Origin of the sequence: Thermosynechococcus sp. M98_K2018_005, assembly GCF_015295825.1 — a bacterium.
Taxonomy (GTDB): Bacteria; Cyanobacteriota; Cyanobacteriia; order Thermosynechococcales; family Thermosynechococcaceae; genus Thermosynechococcus.
The window spans coordinates 65,586-82,286 of sequence record NZ_DVEH01000047.1 but is presented as its reverse complement, the minus strand read 5'-3'; the positions used below and the strand labels follow the sequence as shown (position 1 = coordinate 82,286).

General features: G+C 53.7%; 19 protein-coding genes and 1 tRNA gene. 8 read left to right on the top strand and 12 right to left on the bottom strand.

The genetic code is table 11. The annotated features are described in order from the left end of the window. Positions 1–39: 39 nt before the first annotated feature. Positions 40–525, bottom strand: a complete 486-nt coding sequence (apcD, locus tag IGQ15_RS06645; protein ID WP_190278062.1) for an allophycocyanin subunit alpha-B — start codon at positions 523–525, stop codon at positions 40–42. A 197-nt stretch (positions 526–722) separates the two neighbouring features. Here apcD and serS point away from each other — a divergent pair, with 197 nt between their 5' ends. The 3 genes from serS (at position 723) to IGQ15_RS06630 (ending at position 3,475) form a co-directional block, all read left to right on the top strand. After that, complete coding sequence (serS, locus tag IGQ15_RS06640; RefSeq protein ID WP_297049999.1) at positions 723–2,015, top strand: serine--tRNA ligase; 1,293 nt, start codon at positions 723–725, stop codon at positions 2,013–2,015. Positions 2,016–2,020: 5 nt separating this feature from the next. Continuing rightward, positions 2,021–3,355, top strand: a complete 1,335-nt coding sequence (murF, locus tag IGQ15_RS06635; protein ID WP_363315808.1) for a UDP-N-acetylmuramoyl-tripeptide--D-alanyl-D-alanine ligase — start codon at positions 2,021–2,023, stop codon at positions 3,353–3,355. Positions 3,356–3,403: 48 nt separating this feature from the next. Beyond that, positions 3,404–3,475: transfer RNA gene (locus tag IGQ15_RS06630), tRNA-Asn, on the top strand. 233 nt (positions 3,476–3,708) lie between these two features. Here the strand turns inward: IGQ15_RS06630 and IGQ15_RS06625 are convergent. The 4 genes from IGQ15_RS06625 to murD are packed head-to-tail and all read right to left on the bottom strand — an operon-like array spanning position 3,709 to position 7,727. After that, the gene (locus IGQ15_RS06625; RefSeq protein WP_297049994.1) at positions 3,709–4,509 is read right to left on the bottom strand and encodes a DUF1838 domain-containing protein; all 801 of its coding nucleotides are present in this window, start codon (positions 4,507–4,509) and stop codon (positions 3,709–3,711) included. Positions 4,510–4,511: 2 nt separating this feature from the next. After that, a complete protein-coding gene (locus tag IGQ15_RS06620) occupies positions 4,512–5,189 on the bottom strand; it encodes a hypothetical protein (protein WP_297049992.1) in 678 nt (225 codons plus the stop codon). A 4-nt stretch (positions 5,190–5,193) separates the two neighbouring features. Continuing rightward, entirely contained in the window at positions 5,194–6,366 is a 1,173-nt protein-coding gene (locus IGQ15_RS06615) for an AI-2E family transporter (protein WP_297049987.1), read from the bottom strand. After that, complete coding sequence (gene murD, locus IGQ15_RS06610) at positions 6,363–7,727, bottom strand: UDP-N-acetylmuramoyl-L-alanine--D-glutamate ligase (protein ID WP_297049984.1); 1,365 nt, start codon at positions 7,725–7,727, stop codon at positions 6,363–6,365. Before murD ends, IGQ15_RS06615 begins: the two co-directional genes overlap by 4 nt. Before the next feature lie 160 nt (positions 7,728–7,887). Here murD and IGQ15_RS06605 point away from each other — a divergent pair, with 160 nt between their 5' ends. After that, positions 7,888–8,292, top strand: a complete 405-nt coding sequence (locus IGQ15_RS06605; RefSeq protein WP_297049980.1) for a hypothetical protein — start codon at positions 7,888–7,890, stop codon at positions 8,290–8,292. 9 nt (positions 8,293–8,301) lie between these two features. Here IGQ15_RS06605 and IGQ15_RS06600 read toward each other — a convergent pair whose 3' ends face one another. From IGQ15_RS06600 to tgt, 7 genes are all read right to left on the bottom strand, one after another. Then, complete coding sequence (locus tag IGQ15_RS06600) at positions 8,302–8,757, bottom strand: SH3 domain-containing protein (RefSeq protein WP_297049978.1); 456 nt, start codon at positions 8,755–8,757, stop codon at positions 8,302–8,304. A gap of 3 nt (positions 8,758–8,760) precedes the next feature. Beyond that, positions 8,761–10,260, bottom strand: a complete 1,500-nt coding sequence (locus IGQ15_RS06595) for an AAA family ATPase (RefSeq protein WP_297049976.1) — start codon at positions 10,258–10,260, stop codon at positions 8,761–8,763. After that, positions 10,257–10,754, bottom strand: a complete 498-nt coding sequence (locus IGQ15_RS06590; RefSeq protein ID WP_297049973.1) for a DUF177 domain-containing protein — start codon at positions 10,752–10,754, stop codon at positions 10,257–10,259. The genes IGQ15_RS06595 and IGQ15_RS06590 overlap by 4 nt, the downstream gene beginning before the upstream one ends. 1 nt (position 10,755) lies before the next feature. Continuing rightward, positions 10,756–11,187, bottom strand: a complete 432-nt coding sequence (locus tag IGQ15_RS06585; protein ID WP_297049970.1) for a BLUF domain-containing protein — start codon at positions 11,185–11,187, stop codon at positions 10,756–10,758. A gap of 460 nt (positions 11,188–11,647) precedes the next feature. Beyond that, on the bottom strand, positions 11,648–11,995 hold the full coding sequence (locus IGQ15_RS12055; protein WP_363315807.1) for a class I SAM-dependent methyltransferase: 348 nt from the start codon (positions 11,993–11,995) through the stop codon (positions 11,648–11,650). A 262-nt stretch (positions 11,996–12,257) separates the two neighbouring features. Continuing rightward, positions 12,258–12,731, bottom strand: a complete 474-nt coding sequence (locus IGQ15_RS06580) for a DUF2752 domain-containing protein (RefSeq protein ID WP_297049968.1) — start codon at positions 12,729–12,731, stop codon at positions 12,258–12,260. Further along, positions 12,715–13,851 carry a tRNA guanosine(34) transglycosylase Tgt gene (tgt, locus tag IGQ15_RS06575; protein WP_297049966.1) on the bottom strand — a complete coding sequence of 379 codons (1,137 nt, stop codon included), beginning with the start codon at positions 13,849–13,851 and terminating at the stop codon, positions 12,715–12,717. The genes IGQ15_RS06580 and tgt overlap by 17 nt, the downstream gene beginning before the upstream one ends. A gap of 368 nt (positions 13,852–14,219) precedes the next feature. Here tgt and rplC point away from each other — a divergent pair, with 368 nt between their 5' ends. From rplC to rplB, 4 genes are read left to right on the top strand one after another with little or no spacing between them, the layout of a single operon-like run. Continuing rightward, the gene (gene rplC, locus IGQ15_RS06570; protein WP_297049964.1) at positions 14,220–14,858 is read left to right on the top strand and encodes a 50S ribosomal protein L3; all 639 of its coding nucleotides are present in this window, start codon (positions 14,220–14,222) and stop codon (positions 14,856–14,858) included. A 16-nt stretch (positions 14,859–14,874) separates the two neighbouring features. Then, positions 14,875–15,507, top strand: a complete 633-nt coding sequence (rplD, locus tag IGQ15_RS06565; protein ID WP_297049962.1) for a 50S ribosomal protein L4 — start codon at positions 14,875–14,877, stop codon at positions 15,505–15,507. Further along, positions 15,500–15,802 (top strand): 50S ribosomal protein L23, encoded by a 303-nt coding sequence (locus IGQ15_RS06560; protein ID WP_297049961.1) that lies wholly within the window; start codon positions 15,500–15,502, stop codon positions 15,800–15,802. The genes rplD and IGQ15_RS06560 overlap by 8 nt, the downstream gene beginning before the upstream one ends. Positions 15,803–15,813: 11 nt before the next feature. Continuing rightward, positions 15,814–16,680: a 50S ribosomal protein L2 gene (gene rplB / locus IGQ15_RS06555; RefSeq protein WP_297049959.1), complete on the top strand. Its 867-nt coding sequence runs from the start codon at positions 15,814–15,816 to the stop codon at positions 16,678–16,680. Positions 16,681–16,701: the final 21 nt, after the last annotated feature.

Genomic DNA, 16,701 nt, shown 5'->3' with positions numbered 1-16,701 from the left:
TGTTCCCCTTGAATACAGAATTGACTGCCGTCAGTCTCCCTAGGACATTTCTTGAATAATGTAGTCAAAGTAGGGTGCCGCCACTTCAGCATCTTCGGTGCTCAGCAGTGCCAAGGAGGCGTCCTTGAGACAACGAATGGCTTCTGCCATCCCCGTCATCGGCACACCAAGGGAGTTGTACATTTCCCGCACCCCAATAATACCCGTGCGCTCAATGGGGTCTTTGTCACCCGCAAGAATGCCATAGGTAATCAGGCGCATGTACCAGCCATAGTCGCGCAGGCAGAGAGCACGCTGTTTCTGGCCGTAGGCGTTGCCCCCCGGTGAGATGAAGTCAGGCCGCTTCTGCCACAGTTGTTTGCTGGCTTGCTCAACAATGCGTTTCTCATTTTCAGCCAGTGTCGTGGCAATGCGGAGGCGTTGCTCACCCGTTTGGAAAAAGTCACTAATCGTCTGGAGTTCGCCCGTGGTGGGGTAGCGCAATTCATCGTCCGCTTTAAGAAGAACCTGACTAATGACACTCATATTGCTAACACCGCTTAATACATCCCTCATTTTAGAGGACGGCGACCCCTTGTTGACACCACCCATGCTCAAAATCTCGACGGTTGATAGAGGAATTTAGCGGTTGCGATGGCAAACAACAGCAAGACGGCTCCCTAGAGTTAATCTTCCCCCTTGGTGATAGGATCAAGGCGGTTTGCACTGGTTTTCGTCCACCTGTGATTGATCTCAAACAACTGCGAGAAAATCCCCAAGCCTTTAGCGATCGCCTGCGGCGGCGCGGCGCTGACTTTGACCTCGACCGCATTCTAGAATTGGATGCACAGCAGCGACAGCTTGAACAACAGCGATCGCAACTCCAAGCCCGCAGTAACGAAATTGGTGCTCTCGTCGGCAAAAAGATCAAGTCCGGCGTTGCCGCCACTGACCCCGAAATTCAAGCCCTCAAGGCCGAGGCCAACGATCTCAAGCAACAACTCAGTGATCTTGAACCCCAAGAACGGCAACTCAAGGAAGAACTAGAGCGCCTGCTGTTAACGATTCCCAACCCCCCCAGTGAGACCACCCCCATTGGTCGCGATGAAACCGAAAACGTTGAGGTACGCCGCTGGGGTGAGGAGTATAAACCGAGCCAGCCTTGCCAGCCCCATTGGGACATTGCCACTCAATTGGGACTCTGGGATGTGGAGCGATCGGTGAAAGTGGCGCAGAGTCGCTTTGTTACCCTATTGGGCATGGGGGCTGCCCTTGAGCGAGCCTTGATCCAATTCATGCTTGATACGCACCGCGATCGCGGCTACGTGGAAGTCCTGCCGCCCCTGCTGGTCAATAGTGCCTCACTGACGGGAACGGGGCAGTTACCCAAATTTGCCGAGGAAAGTTTTCGCTGTGCTGATGATGATCTGTGGCTCATTCCGACTGCGGAAGTGCCGGTGACAAATCTCTACCGCGATGAAATTTTAGCCGCTGATCAACTGCCCATTTACCACTGTGCCTACACTCCTTGTTTTCGCCGTGAAGCGGGGAGTTATGGCAAAGATACGCGCGGCCTGATTCGCCTACACCAATTTAACAAAGTGGAGTTGGTCAAGTTTGTTCACCCTGAAACCTCTGCTGCTGAACATGAAGCCCTTGTGGCCGATGCCGAGTTTATTCTCCAAGCCCTGAAGTTGCCCTATCGAGTGATTGAACTGTGTACTGGCGATTTGGGGTTTGGTGCCATGAAGTGCTACGACCTAGAGGTGTGGCTTCCCGCTGCCGGCTGCTACCGCGAAATTTCCAGTTGCTCCAACTTTGGCGATTTTCAGGCGCGGCGTGCCAAGATTCGCTTCAAAGGCGCTAAGCAAAAGGGAACGCAGTTTGTCCACACCCTTAATGGCTCTGGCCTAGCTGTTGGACGAACCATGGCAGCCATTCTCGAAAACTACCAACAACCCGATGGGACGGTGCGGGTACCGGCGGTGCTGCAACCCTACTTGAAGTGCAGCCACATTGGCGGGGCAAAATCGTGAACACCATCCTCGGGGCGATCGCCCAAGCTTTGGGGTTAGATACAACTCATCCAGATCTGCCAATCACCGGAATTTCCACTGACTCCCGCCAAATCGCAACCGGCAACCTCTTTGTTGCTCTGCGGGGGGAGACCTTTGATGGCCATCAATTTGTCGATCAGGCCGCCGCCGCCGGCGCGATCGCCCTGATTGTCGAGGTACCAGTGTCTTCTGCTCTGCCGCAGCTTCAGGTAGCCAATACCCTGAGTGCCTATCAACGCTTGGGGCAGTGGTGGCGGCAGCAATGTCCAGCCAAAGTCATTGCCGTCACTGGCTCGGTGGGCAAAACCACCACCAAGGAAATGATTGCCGCTGTTCTGAGTCACTATGGCGCCGTTCTCAAAACAGAAGCCAACTTCAATAACGAGATTGGCGTGCCCAAAACCCTTTTGCAACTGGAACCCCACCACCAATTTGCCGTGATTGAAATGGGGATGCGTGCTCGCGGTGAAATTGCCCTGTTGAGCCAGATTGCCCAACCGGATGTTGCCGTGATTACCAATGTGGGTACTGCCCATATTGGCCGCCTCGGTTCCCGCGAAGCCATTGCCCAAGCCAAATGCGAACTGCTTGCTGAAATGCGCCAAGGGGGAACAGCAGTGCTCAATGCCGATAGTCCCCTACTTTTGCCGACAGCGGCGCAGGTCTGGTCAGGGCACACCATCACCTATGGCCTTGAGGGGGGCACCCTACGGGGAATCTATCAACCGCCCCAAACTCTCCACGTGGCTGGACACACCTACACTGTTCCTCTTGCGGGGGCACACCATGCTCTGAACTTTCTGGCTGCCCTTGGGGTGCTGCAAGCCTTGAACCTAGAGAGCGATCGCCTGCCGTTAGAGTTGACGTTAGAATTGCCCAGTGGTCGTGGAGGGCGCTATCGCCTCGAACCCGATATTCTGCTACTGGATGAAACCTACAATGCGGGCTTGGAATCGATGGTGATGGCCTTGCACTTGTTGCGATCGCTCCCCGGTCAGCGGCATCTGGCAGTTCTTGGCCCCATGCGGGAACTGGGCGCGTTTTCTCTCTCCTTCCATGAGCAGGTGGGAGCCACTGTTGCCCAATTAGACCTCGATGGCCTGTTGATCCTCGATAAAGGCGATGAAGGGGCAGCCCTTGCACGGGGGGCAGGGCGTGTTCCCAGTCAACAATTTGCTTCCCATGAAGAATTGGTGGAGTACCTATTGCGGGAGTTGCAAGCGGGCGATCGCCTCCTCTTTAAGGCCTCCCACGCCGTTGCCCTCGATCAAGTGGTAACTCAACTGCGGCAGCGCTGGCCAAAACTTCAGTGCGGTTGAGACTTGCCAAGAGCGGTGAACTACGCTACATTACAAAATCGTCGATATTCCTCAGTAGCTCAGCGGTAGAGCGGTCGGCTGTTAACCGATTGGTCGCTGGTTCGAATCCAGCCTGGGGAGTTTCATCAGGGCTATCGCATACTCCGGCAGTCGCAAGAAGCTGAGCGAGGTAGTCATCCTCCCCAAATCCAGCACCAATGCACTTGGTTTTCAATCCCCCAATGACCACGCACCGCCTGCGCAAACCACTCCACCCCACCCTCAAGACTCAGCAGATAGGAGCGTCCCTCGATAGTTGGTGCCTGTAACGATTGGCTGACTTTTCTAGCTTTTCTAGGATGCGTTTGCCCTAATTAAGTGACTGGAAATAGTGCACCCTCCAAATACGCTTCAAAGTGCTCCTGAAAATACAGCCAAGAGGTCATATCGGCACCCTCGCGGTATTCAGTGGGGGCTTCACGGTATTGGGGCAGCCGCTCTAATTGCTCTTGTAGGCGGGAGGGCAAGTCTTCGACGGTCAGGGCTTTGCAGCCGGTCGCACTGTAGATGAGATAACCGGGGCGATCGCCCATCTTCATCCAAGGCAACCAAGGACCCATCCGACTCCAACACAGATGCACATGGGCAATCGTCTCCGTATCTTGTTGTAGATCGGCCGTGGCCACCGTTAGCTTAAACAGTTCTGCCGCTTGGTAGATCGGCTGGGGGCTGTAGGGCTGAAACCGTTCCTCAGCCGAAAGGGGATTGTCATAGTAGGGAAACAGATCAAACTGAAACGTCGTGGTTCGCTCACTGACTTGGGCAGGCACCTCACGGTAAAATCGCCCCTGCACGGGATCATTGGCCACGGGAATCACGGGTACTGTTTCCTCTGTCCAAGGATTGTGCCAGCGATCGCACACAGATTGACTCTCCGGATCAAGATAAAACGTCAATTCACGGGAGAGAAAATACCACCCGCCCTCGGGATGAGGCAAACAGCGAGCGGCACTCATGCCAACAATGTTGAAGAGGTGACGGCGACGCTCTTGAGGAACAAAACTATACACAGCTCCCTGCCACGCGATAAACGTGGTCTTGCCCGTCAAGTCCGCCCGTACCCGCACCCAATCGCGGGCACTCAACGATTTTTGAACAAATTCAGCAGCGGGCATGGCTACTCCACAGGAATATTGGCAGCCTGCAATTGCACATCCTGATTCGGATAGCTAGCAAGGCGCAGGGTCAAGGTTTTTGTATTGTCGAGGAGGCTTTTGGGAATGAAAATTGTGCCTTTAACCAGATCACTACCGGGGGGTAATTCCGTGGGTAGGCCTTCGGTGAGGGCACTCAAAAGGGTACCTTTATCATTTTTGATTTCAAGAAAGGTGTAGATAAACTGCACCCCTTGGCTACTGTCGTTTTTCAAGCTGACGTGCAGGGCTAAATCTTGGCCAATGGTGTCCACACGGCTAATTTCTAGGCGCACCCCCTTGTCCTCAGCAACGATGGGCAATGTCTGACTCGTCTCCGGTTCCGCTGCTGGGGGGGCATTGGCAGTGGTGGGGGCAGGCACCATCTCGCGATCGCTGGAACCTTCAGTCATTTCAGCAATGCGGGCTTTGGTTTGGGCAATGATCTGTGCCTCGTCAAGAATGGGCGATCGCTCCCCTTGGGTTTGATCATTAGCATTCATGGCACTGCCAAGGATGGGATTCACCACTGGTTGGGACACACCGCGCAATGACTCTCGCCCTAGGTGGTAGCCAATAAAAGCTGTGACGATTGTAATGGCGGCTGTTGTACTGATCAAAACAAGGGAGGTGAGAATTCCGGAGTGAAGGGCACGCAGCATTTTTCTACTCCACTGAGGATGTTTTCATTGAGGAAGAAACAGGCGCTAAGGGGGGCGAATCACTGGGGAGTGCAATGGTGGCATCCACGTCCTCGGCATTGAGGCGCGATCGCACACTCACAAGGAAAGTTTTGATCACCACCGCGATCGGAACCGCAATTAAGACCCCTACTAAGCCCGAGGCACGTGCTCCCGTCAGAATCGCTAAAAAGACCCACACGGGATTCAGACCCGTAAAGCTGCCAATAATGCGGGGTGCCACCACATTTTCAAGAAACTGCTGAAAAAGAAACGAAAATCCCGCTACCTTGAGAGAGAGCCAAACATCCTGAAGCGCCACCAGTAAACTAATCGAAATAATTCCCACCGTGCCGCCAAAGGGCACCAAGGCCATCACGCCAATAATCACCCCAAAGAGCAAGCCATAGGGCACCTTCAAGAAGACATAAATCGTGGTCAACCCGATGCCCATGCACAGTGCCAGCACCAACTGACCAATAAAATAGCTTTCAAAACTGCGGCGTATCGTTTCTGAAACTGTGGGGCGCAGCATATCAGGCAACCAACTGAGAAGGCCATCCCACAATTCGCCACCATGCTGCAGCAAATAGAACGTGAGAACAACGGTCAAAATCAGGTTAATCAGCACATCCACAGCACTGCTGAGGGTGCCCAAAATTAAATTCAGCGCCTCGCGAGCTAAACTTTGTAGTTGATCCTTGAGTTTTTCCAACAGTTGATTGGCAAGGGCATCCACATCCACCGTCACCGGCAGGTTCAGGGAGTCCACCCACTGGCCAAATTCCAAGAGTCGCCGTTGGCTGGAGTTAAACCACTCCGGCAGACGGGCAATGAGCTGTTGCGCCTGATTAAAGACATTAGGCGCCACCACCAAGGCAATGATGGCAATTAGTACCAAGGCCAGCAGAAAGACGAAAATGGCTGAGGGGCCTCGGGGATTTCCCTGTTCCTCCATCCAGCGCACCGGATAGTTCAGCAAAAAGGCAAACAGGGAGGCCAGGACCAGCACCGCCACCAGTGGTCCAAAAAACTTAAGAACGGTGGCAAATGCCCAGAAATTCAGCGTCAAAATCGGTCCTGCTAAGCCAATAATCAGAAATCGACTCGCAATGGAGAGGCGATTCCACCAGTGACCCGAGGCTGCAGATTGGCTCATAGCTCTAAGCACAGTTGACGAAAGTGATCACCGCGTTCTTCAAAATTCTGGTATTGGTCAAAGCTGGCACAGGCAGGGGAAAAGAGCACGGTTTTGATGGGGTACTGGGTCACCAGTTCAGCAGCCGCCACCACTGCCCGATCCAGTGTCTCCATGATCTCATAATTTGTAAAGCCGATCGCCTCTAGGCGCTGCGCAAACTGCGGTGCCGCCTCACCAATTAAGAGCACCCAAGCAGCTTTCTCCTGAATCAAGTTGAGCCAAGCGCGATCGTCCCCTTTTTTGGCCTGTCCACCGGCAATGAGAATCACCGGCCCTGTTACAGAACGCAGCCCAATTTCTGCGGCGTCATAATTGGTGGCCTTACTGTCGTTGATCCACGCCACTTGTCGCCATTGACGAATCCGCTCTAAACGATGGGGCACACCGGCAAACCCCGCCACCGCTTTGGCAATGGTTTCGGCAGGAATACCGGCTAAATGGGCCGTTGCCACAGCTAGAAGAAAGTTTTGCTGATTGTGTTGACCCGGCATTTGCAGGACATGGGTGGGCAGCAGGGGTTGATCCTGAAACCACACTTGATCCTCAGCAATGTAGATACCCTGGGCGATCCCCTTGGGTAGGGCTGCCGCCCCTTGGGTACTGATCCACCAAGCTGCCGGCCAGCGATTTACCATCTGCTGACGCAGGTAGGGGTCATCCCCATTGAGGATCACCTGTTGCGCACCATTCATGAGGTGAGCTTTGGTCTCTACATAAGCGTCGAGGGTGCCGTGGCGTTCCAAGTGATCTGGTGTGAGGGTTGTCCAAAGGGCAAATTGGGGTTGCAGGGGAGGGCTAGACTCTAATTGATAGCTACTGATCTCGGCAATCACCCAGTCAAGGGCGCTGGCGGTCAAAGCCACTTCGCAAATACTATTGCCGATATTGCCACAGGCGGGAGCATTGTACCCCGCCGCTTGAAAAATGGCAGCAGTGAGTGCGGTGGTTGTTGTTTTGCCATTGGTGCCCGTAATACATACCCACGGCAGATGGGCGAGGGTCTGCCACGCAATTTCCACTTCCCCCCGAACGGGAATGCCCGCTTGGCGAGCGGCAACAAGCGCCGCTGAGGACCAAGGGACACCGGGACTAATGACAATTTCCTCCGGGATACGCAGACCCACACTAGCGAGGGTTTGTAAATCAAAGTCGTAGTTGAGTTGAACAGCAATGCCTTCGGCTTCTAGGAGTTGCTGCTGAGATTGTAGGGCGGGGGTTTGACGACTATCACTCACCTCCACTTGCCAGCCTTGACGTTTCAGTAAACGGGCGGCGGCGATGCCAGAGCGACCAAGACCAATCACATGAACAGTTGGCATAGTTAAGTGGGGTGAATCCAATCCAGCAGGTACAGACTCGGGGCAGCGGTCACTAAGGGGGTATCCTCAAGGCCAATGAGGCCGAGAGGCGATCGCTCCCGCTGAATATTGCGTCTTAAACTCTATTATTGTCACACCTTGTCACACCGGTTAGAGAATAATGCCTCGCTTACGCACAATTTGGCTCTGGGGTCTGCTGTTGACGACCAGTGGCAGGTTCTTGTCTCTTGATGGTATGCCCGCGATCGCCCGCCGCCGCGAAGCGCCCAAAGTGGTGCGCGTCACCGATGTCCAATTGCAGAGCGAGAATATTGCGGGTGTCTGGTACCACCGGCTGCGCAAGGAAACAGCTACACCAGCGCGCAATGTCCAGATCTACTCCGAAATCTATGACCCGACAAGCAAACGACTGCTGGAAGCGGGATCTACCCAGTTGCGCGTGGGAGAGGCGGAGTTTCTAGCAACTCCCAATGGGGGCGGACGGGTGAAAATTACCCTGGTGGAATGGCTGAGTGGCGATCGCGAGTACCGTTTGTTTCAGCAAATGCAGGAATGTTCTCAATAGCAGAGTGGCCTACTGAGGCGTCTCATTGGATGGGGGGGATTGAGCCGTCGTTTCCTGCACACCAAAGGCCAGTACCCAGCCTTCAAGATTATTTTGCGTGCGAACCTTCAGCCATTCCCCATCCTCACTGCGCTCTAGGATCGTCACTACCTCATCAAAGGCCACGCCGCCTAGGGCATTTGCCTCGCGACTGGGGCGATCGCGCAACCGTAAACCATCTCCATAGATCACCCGCCCTTCAGGGTTTGGCTGCGGTGAGGGGGTCGGGGTTGGTGAGGGTGAATTCGGTGGCGACTCTGGTGGCGCAGGCAGTGGCGGATTTTCTGCTTCGACCTCGGGACGGGGGGGTGGCCAGAGCAAGTTAAAGACGAAGGGTGTAATGATAGCAGCGGCCACAAGGATAACCAGGCCTAAACCCAAAAAGGTTCCTAGGAGCCATTGCAGCACACGCACAACTGGTTTCATGATCTAACGCCCTGTGGGGGGAGGCAGGATTCGTGAGGCAAACCGTGCACGACCGGAGGCTGCCCATTCTTGTAATTGGTGTACCTGTTCGCGAGCTGTCCGTGCCAAGGGGATAATTTCGCTGGCCGCGTGGAGGAGATCTTCGGTGGTAAAGTCGCGGTCTTGGCTAAAGGCAAGGTGCATCGCTTCAATGATACACTGCTCGATTTCAGCCCCGGAAAAGTCAATTGTTTCGTCGGCCAAACGCTCTAGATCATAGTTTTGCAGGCGATCGCGCCGCACCCGACTGAGGTGCACTTCGAAAATGGCTCGCCGTTCATCCACATTGGGCAGCCCCACAAAAAAGATTTCATCAAAGCGCCCCTTGCGCAGCAGTTCCGGGGGCAACCCTTGGACATTATTCGCCGTCGCCACCACAAAAACAGCAGAGGTTTTCTCAGCCAGCCACGTGATAATCGTGCCAAAAACGCGGCTACTGGTACCGCCATCCCCTCGACCATCAATGCCCGCAAAGGCTTTATCCATCTCATCAATCCAGAGGACGCAGGGGGCTAGGGCTTCGGCAATTTGAATCATCTCGCGGGTACGTGCTTCGGATTCCCCCACCAGGCCGCCAAAGAGTCGTCCGACATCCAATCGCAAAAGGGGCAAGTGCCATTGGTGGGCGATCGCCTTGGCTGTCAGGGACTTACCTGTACCCTGAATCCCCACCAGCAGTACCCCACGCGGATAGGGTAACCCATAGCGCCGTGCCCGCTCGGAAAAAGCACCGCCGCGCCGCAGCAACCATTCCTTGAGGTTATCAAGACCACCAATGTCGGCAATCGTTTCTTGGGTGGGGTAAAACTCGAGAATTTGGGTTTGCCGCAGGATCTGCCGTTTCTCCTCCAAGATCAGATCCACATGGCTGCCGTCCAGCACACCGTGGAGAGCAATAATCCGACCAATGACGCGGCGAATCCGCTCTAGGGTCAAGCCCTGACAGGCACGGATCAACTCATCGAGAATAGGTTCTGGGGGAATATTGCCGAGACTTTGGCAGAGCTTCACCAATTCAAGGCGAATTTCCTCCCATTGGGGCAAGGGAAACTCGACAACGGTAATCACATCCCGCAGTTCTGGGGGCAACTGCACCGTCGGAGCAAGCAGGATCAGGTTTTTGGGCTGGGACTTGAGTTGCCGGGCGAGATTGCGCAGTTTGCGAGAGACCGCCACATCCTCAATAAAGCGGTGAAAATCTCGCAGTAAAATCATGGCCGCTGCCGGTGGCGGTAGTTTTTCAACAAATTCAAGGGCACTGAGGGGATTGCGCTTCGCCACCCCCAAATCATTGGGATTGCCCTGATACCCCTCGACAAAATCCCAAATATAGATAGGGCGCTGATTCAGGCGATCGCTAATTGTGTGCAACGTCGCCTCAAGGCGTTCTTCCTCTGTTGTGGCCACATACAACAGGGGATAGCGTGCCCGCAGCAACAGTTCAAGGTCGGACTGAGCACTCACGGCGATGGTTCCGAACGCTCCAGAGCGGATTGTAGTTGCGCTAGCATTGCCCAGCGGTGATCAATGGAGGGGTCCGCAGGGGCGGGGGGGTGAATGCCGCCACAATTGGGATCGCAGTACTTGGGGTAGGGCAGGGCAAGGCACAGTTGCTGGTAGAGCCAGTCTGCCAGATCAAGGCGACCGCTCGCCGGCAAGGTTTCCACAAGATCATCGTCGGGTTGACTGGCTGGGGTTTCCGCTAGCCAAATGAGTTCCGTGGTCGTACACTCAAGGCGGTGGTTATAGTACTGCAAACAGCGATCGCAAGAGAGGGTGACAATTGTCTGCACACTGGCACGCAGTTCTAAGTAGGTGTGGCGGTGACTGGCAGTCACAATCCCTTGCACGGGAGTCAGCGTTGCCAAGTCTGGAAAATCAGTATCCACCCGCCACTCATAGGTCTGGGCGGGCAGCCGCAGCAGTTCAGGAATGCTTAGCCAGTGGGCATGGGTCACGCTAGGTTCCTTGACTCATGTCGTAGAGTTCTTTCAGGAAACAGAAGCACTGCTCAGCCGTCATTGACGTAGGCTGAAACGTTGCTGCTGGAGAGTATTTTAACCGCAGGTGCCGAATTCTATCGCTGTCCATCTCGCCCAACTGCACCAAACGCATTGACCAATTGATAAAGGTGCGCTCTTCGATCGCCTTAAATTCAATAATTTCAGCACTGTGGTGGCGGGGATCTTTGAGGATGCGGGCGTAGGTTTCACTGATTTTCTGGCGATCGCCCTCAAGGGCTTGCAGAAACATGCCATTGCCGTAGCACAGCATTCCTGTAATGCCATCGCGGACATTGTTCACCTCTGACTTGGCCATAATATCCCGCAGGTCTGGGTAGGATAGACCATCCGTGGCACAACTGAGATAGAGCAAGCGATGTAATCTCATGGGTCTTCGGTTCTCGATCGAACACAACCAAGTTTTACTATCCCATGAAAGGGAACCTTGCTAAAGACGACTCCCGTGATCTTTAACTTTAAGTTTCGCGAACGCCTCTGACCACCGCGCTAGTGCCAGCACTCGATTTGACAAATCTTGACAAATCCGGCAAACGTAACCTTAACTCCGTGACGTTCAAACATAGCAGCAACATCTTTTATTCTTTGGGAATTATCATCCTCCGGTGAGAACATATCAAAAGTGTCTAAAATCGCCCATTCACGGCGTTTTTGCTAATCAACAGTACTAGGAATAGTCCGCAGATCAACAATTGGTAAAAATCAAGTCAGTACACCTAGTTTAACTTTCACTAAAAAATCAAATAACGTGATTAAACCATCGATATTCTTTTCCATTGTATTCAAAAGAGCTTGGTGTGACATCTTTTTTGTCAAGAGTCTCAAGAGTCTTAAAAGGTATTTTGCGTGTATTTTATCCAAAAACCTTTAATCAGATAGAAATCAACCACAATCTCAGCACCGATTTTTGCGTATTTAATGAGATTTTTTACAGATTCTTCAAAGTCAGGTGTGGGTTGTAGGACACCAAAGCAAAACACCTTATCGAAAGAGGCCTCGGGCGAAGGAATGTCATAGATGCTCGCCTGAAATAGGTGTAATCTTCCACCCGCAATATCAGAATTATTTTGCCAATTTGCCTCAACTGCCTCTGAATAATCAAAACTCCAAAGATAAGCAGACGTTTTTTCGAGGATAACCCGTGTAAATCTACCTGCACCAGAACCGGCTTCTAAAATACTTTTGCCAGCAAGCTCCTCAGGCTGCTAGTTTGTTGTTGTAAGGAATCGAGTTTCAGATTGTTTTTTGATTTGTATCATCTATTTATGTTTTTGAAAACTAATTCCATTGTAGACCAAAACTTTGGGCGTAATCTACGAATCTAGGAATCTGATTAACAATTGGGTAAACAGAACCCGTCTCACTATAGTACACAGTATCATTCTTCCTGAGTGGTACTTTCGTCTTGGGATCAACGTAATGAATGGCGATAGTCATTGATCAACTCCTCAGAAAGATGTTTTTTAGGGGATTGATATAAAATTCCCCTGTGTGAAATAGGCTGTACAGTCGCAGGCCATAGTAGCCAAGATAAATCACCCCCAGCCACCACCAGTTTTGAATGCGTTCATTGATGTAGCGAAAAGGGGTGTGCTGCAATCGCCGCCCGGTTCTTAGTTCAATGGCCATCAATACAGCAACTACTGTAAATACTAGAAAGAGCACAGGGCCAAAGAGATGCATTCTCAGGGCCTCTTCAACGTTGCCGCGAGCGATCGCCATAAAGGAGCGAGTCAGGCCACACCCCGGACAGGGAATGCCCGTTGTTGCCCGAAAGGGACACAGTAAAAAAGGTGGCGTCCCCGTATGGTTAAAGAGTGCCGCTCCCACTAAAGGTGCTGTGGTCAGTCCCAAAAAGCCCCAGCGGCTCAAGCGTTCCTGCTTGGATAAAACGGCATCAGAGAAGCGCAGCATCGGGTTCCTGAGCATCCACCACTAGTTGCTGCTCCCATTCTGCCGCAAAGGCCGCAAATCGCTCCTCTAAGATCGCCTGCCGTGCTGCTTGGGTAAAGCGAATCAGTTCTGTCACATTATGGATCGAGAGCAAGGTATAGGCCAGTAGCTCCTTAGCACGCACAAGGTGGCTCAAGTAGGCACGGCTAAAGGTAGTACACGTATAGCAGGGACAGGTGGCATCGAGCGGCTGATAATCGCGGCGAAAGCGAGCATTTTTCAGGTTCCAGCGCTGCCCTTGGACAATGGCACAGCCGTGGCGAGCTAGACGGGTAGGAATCACACAATCAAACAGATCGACTCCGGCAGCGATCGCCCGCAACATTTCTAAGTGCGTACCCACGCCCATCAAATAACGTGGCTTATGGGCCGGCAAGAGGGGAGCCGTCACCGCCACAATTTCGTGCATGGCACTGTTGGGTTCACCAACACTCACACCACCAATGGCATAGCCCGGCAGGTCATAGGGCAGCATCGCTGCAGCACATTCTCGCCGCAGGTCGGCATACACCCCCCCCTGAACAATGGCAAAGAGGGCTTGATCCGATCGTTGTTTGGCAGCAATACAGCGCTCTAACCAATGCAGCGTACGTTGCGTCGCTTGAATTACTGTCTCACGGCTAGCAGGGTAGGGGGGGCACTCATCAAAGGCCATGATCACATCTGCCCCCAAGGCCTCTTGAATGGCGATCGCCCGCTCTGGCGACAATTCAATAATCTGACCATCGTGGGGTGAACGAAACACCACCCCCTGATCAGAAATTTGCCGCATTTCGCTGAGACTAAAAACCTGAAACCCCCCCGAATCCGTGAGAATTGGCCTTGACCAGCCCATAAAACGGTGCAGCCCCCCCGCTGCGGCCACGATGTCTTCCCCCGGTTGCAGGTGCAGATGGTAGGTGTTGGCCAAGACCATTTGAGCGCCTGCTGCCTTGAGGTGTTCTGGGGTAAGGGTTTTCACATTCGCCAAAGTACCCACGGGCATAAAACGCGGTGTTGCCACTGCGCCATGGGGGGTGTGAAACAGGCCTGCCCGTGCTTGGGTATGGGCACAGTTCTGCTGGCAGACAAATTCAAACACGCTGCTGGATCCATAAGGAAGGCGTAAGAAATGTTACCAAATGCCTAGACAAATCCACAATCGCTGATCTATGATTAAAACTTGTGACCAAAAACGGATACTGAGTGGGAGCGATCGCCTCAACCCCCTTAAGTCCTTGGTTCCACTGATCCAGGGGTGGCAGCGTGTTCGCAACTTGCAATCATAGCCTTGCCATCTTTACCTGCGCCTGTCCTTGATCAACGATGGATGCGCCCTGAGCGTCATCGTTTTGACCGTGTAACTGCTGGGTCAATCCACCATTCCTAACTGTAGGAATCTGCCGAGGTGTGGCCTCTAGGCTGCCTCTCGCTGCTTTGTTGTGATTCGTATTTTTAAGGAACGCGATCGTGACAGTTGGTATTTTAGGGACAAAGTTGGGCATGACCCAAATCTTTGACGAGGCGGGCCGATCTGTCCCCATTACGGTGGTACAAGCGGGGCCGTGTCCGATCACCCAAATCAAAACCCCCCAAACCGACGGCTACACGGCAATTCAAGTAGCCTACGGCGAAGTGCGGGAGAAGAACTTGAGCCGACCCGAGCGGGGCCACCTCAACAAATCGCAAACGCCCCCCATGCGCCATCTGCGGGAGTTTCGTCTTGAAGATGCCTCTGCCTACCAATTGGGGCAGACCATTACCGTTGATATTTTTAGTCCAGGGCAGCTGGTGGATGTCCACGGCACTAGCATTGGCCGAGGTTTTGCTGGTTATCAAAAACGCCATAATTTCAAGCGCGGTCCAATGGCACACGGCTCCAAAAACCACCGCTTGCCTGGTTCCACTGGGGCAGGGACAACTCCAGGTCGTGTCTTCCCCGGCAAGCGAATGGCTGGTCGCATGGGCAATGCGGCAGTCACCATTCGCAAGTTACAGGTGGTGCGCGTTGATGCTGAGCGCAACTTAATCCTGATTAAAGGGGCACTACCGGGTAAACCGGGGGCATTGGTGAGCATTACCCCCGCCAAGGTTGTCGGTCGCAAATAAGGGCTGGAGAGTAGTTATGGTTGCATGTGTGGTTAAAGACTGGCAGGGTGCCGACAGTGGTGAAGCCACCCTTGATCTGGTCACGGCAAAACCGGAAACCGCCAGTCATATTGTTCATCGCGCCCTTGTGCGGCAGTTGGCCAATGCCCGGCAGGGAACCGCTTCCACCAAAACTCGTGCGGAGGTGCGCGGTGGCGGTCGCAAGCCTTGGCGGCAAAAGGGAACAGGGCGTGCCCGCGCCGGTTCGATCCGTTCTCCCCTTTGGCGGGGTGGCGGTGTGATCTTTGGTCCTAAGCCCCGCGACTATCACCAAAAAATGAATCGTAAGGAGCGGCGGCTTGCCCTGCGCACAGCTCTAATGAGCCGGGTTGAAGACTTGATCGTGGTTCAGGACTTTGCCGAGCATTTGCCGCGTCCCAAAACGAAGGAATTGGTGACGGCGCTGCAACGCTGGGGCATTAAACCAGAGCAAAAAGTGCTGCTACTGGTGGAAGACATTGCCGAAATGGTGGCTCTCTCAGCGCGCAATGTGCCCACCCTGAAATTGCTGCGTGCCGATCAATTGAATGTTTTTGATTTGCTCTATGCCGATCGCATTGTTGCCACCACTGGCGCGATCGCCAAAATTCAGGAGGTGTACGGTGACTAAAGTCCAACCCCGCGCCCTTGCGGATCTCATCAAGCGCCCCATCATCACAGAGAAGGCCACAATTTTACTGGAAAACAATCAATACAGCTTCGATGTGGATCGGCGCGCCACCAAACCGCAAATCAAGGCTGCGATTGAGGAACTCTTTGACGTTAAAGTCACGGCAGTCAATACCTATCATCTGCCCCCCAAAGAGCGCCGTGTGGGTCGGTTTGTGGGTCATCGTTCTCGCTACAAGCGGGCGATCGTCACCCTTGCCCCCGACAGCAAGATCGTTCTCTTCCCTGAAGTTTAACGGAGTAGATCATGGGCATTCGCGTTTACCGACCCTACACCCCTGGCGTTCGCCAAAAAACTGTTTCTGACTTTGCTGAAATTACCACCGACAAGCCCGAAAAGTCGCTGACCCGCGGTTTCAAGCGCGACAAAGGCCGCAACAATCGCGGTGTCATTACCAGTCGGCGGCGGGGTGGTGGCCACAAGCGTCGCTATCGCATTGTTGATTTTCGCCGCAGCAGCAAGCTCAATGTCCCCGCCAAAGTGGCAACTGTGGAGTACGATCCCAACCGCAATGCTCGCATTGCTTTGCTCCACTATCGCGATGGCGAGAAGCGTTACATCATCCATCCTCGGGACTTGACCCCTGGCACGGAGATTATTGCCAGTCCCGATGCCCCTATTGAAGTGGGCAACTCCCTTCCCTTGGGCAAAATTCCCCTGGGTACCAGTGTTCATAATGTGGAAATTACCCCCGGTCGGGGGGCGCAAATGGTGCGAGCTGCCGGCGCGATGGCACAAGTAGTGGCCAAAGAAGGGGATATGGTCACCCTCAAGCTTCCCTCAGGTGAAGTGCGGCTCTTCCGCAAGGAGTGCTATGCCACCATTGGCCAAGTGGGGAATGTTGAAGCCAACAACATCAGCTTGGGGAAAGCGGGTCGCAATCGCTGGAAAGGTCGTCGTCCGAAGGTGCGCGGTTCAGTGATGAACCCGGTGGATCACCCCCACGGTGGTGGTGAAGGGCGCGCCCCCATTGGTCGTCCTGGGCCTGTCACGCCTTGGGGTAAACCCACCCTTGGCTACAAAACTCGCAAGAAGAAAAAACTCAGCGATGCCCTCATTGTGCGCCGTCGCAAAAAGTCTTCCAAGCGGGGTCGCGGTGGTCGTCAGTCTTAGATTTTTGCGGAGAAGTTAGGT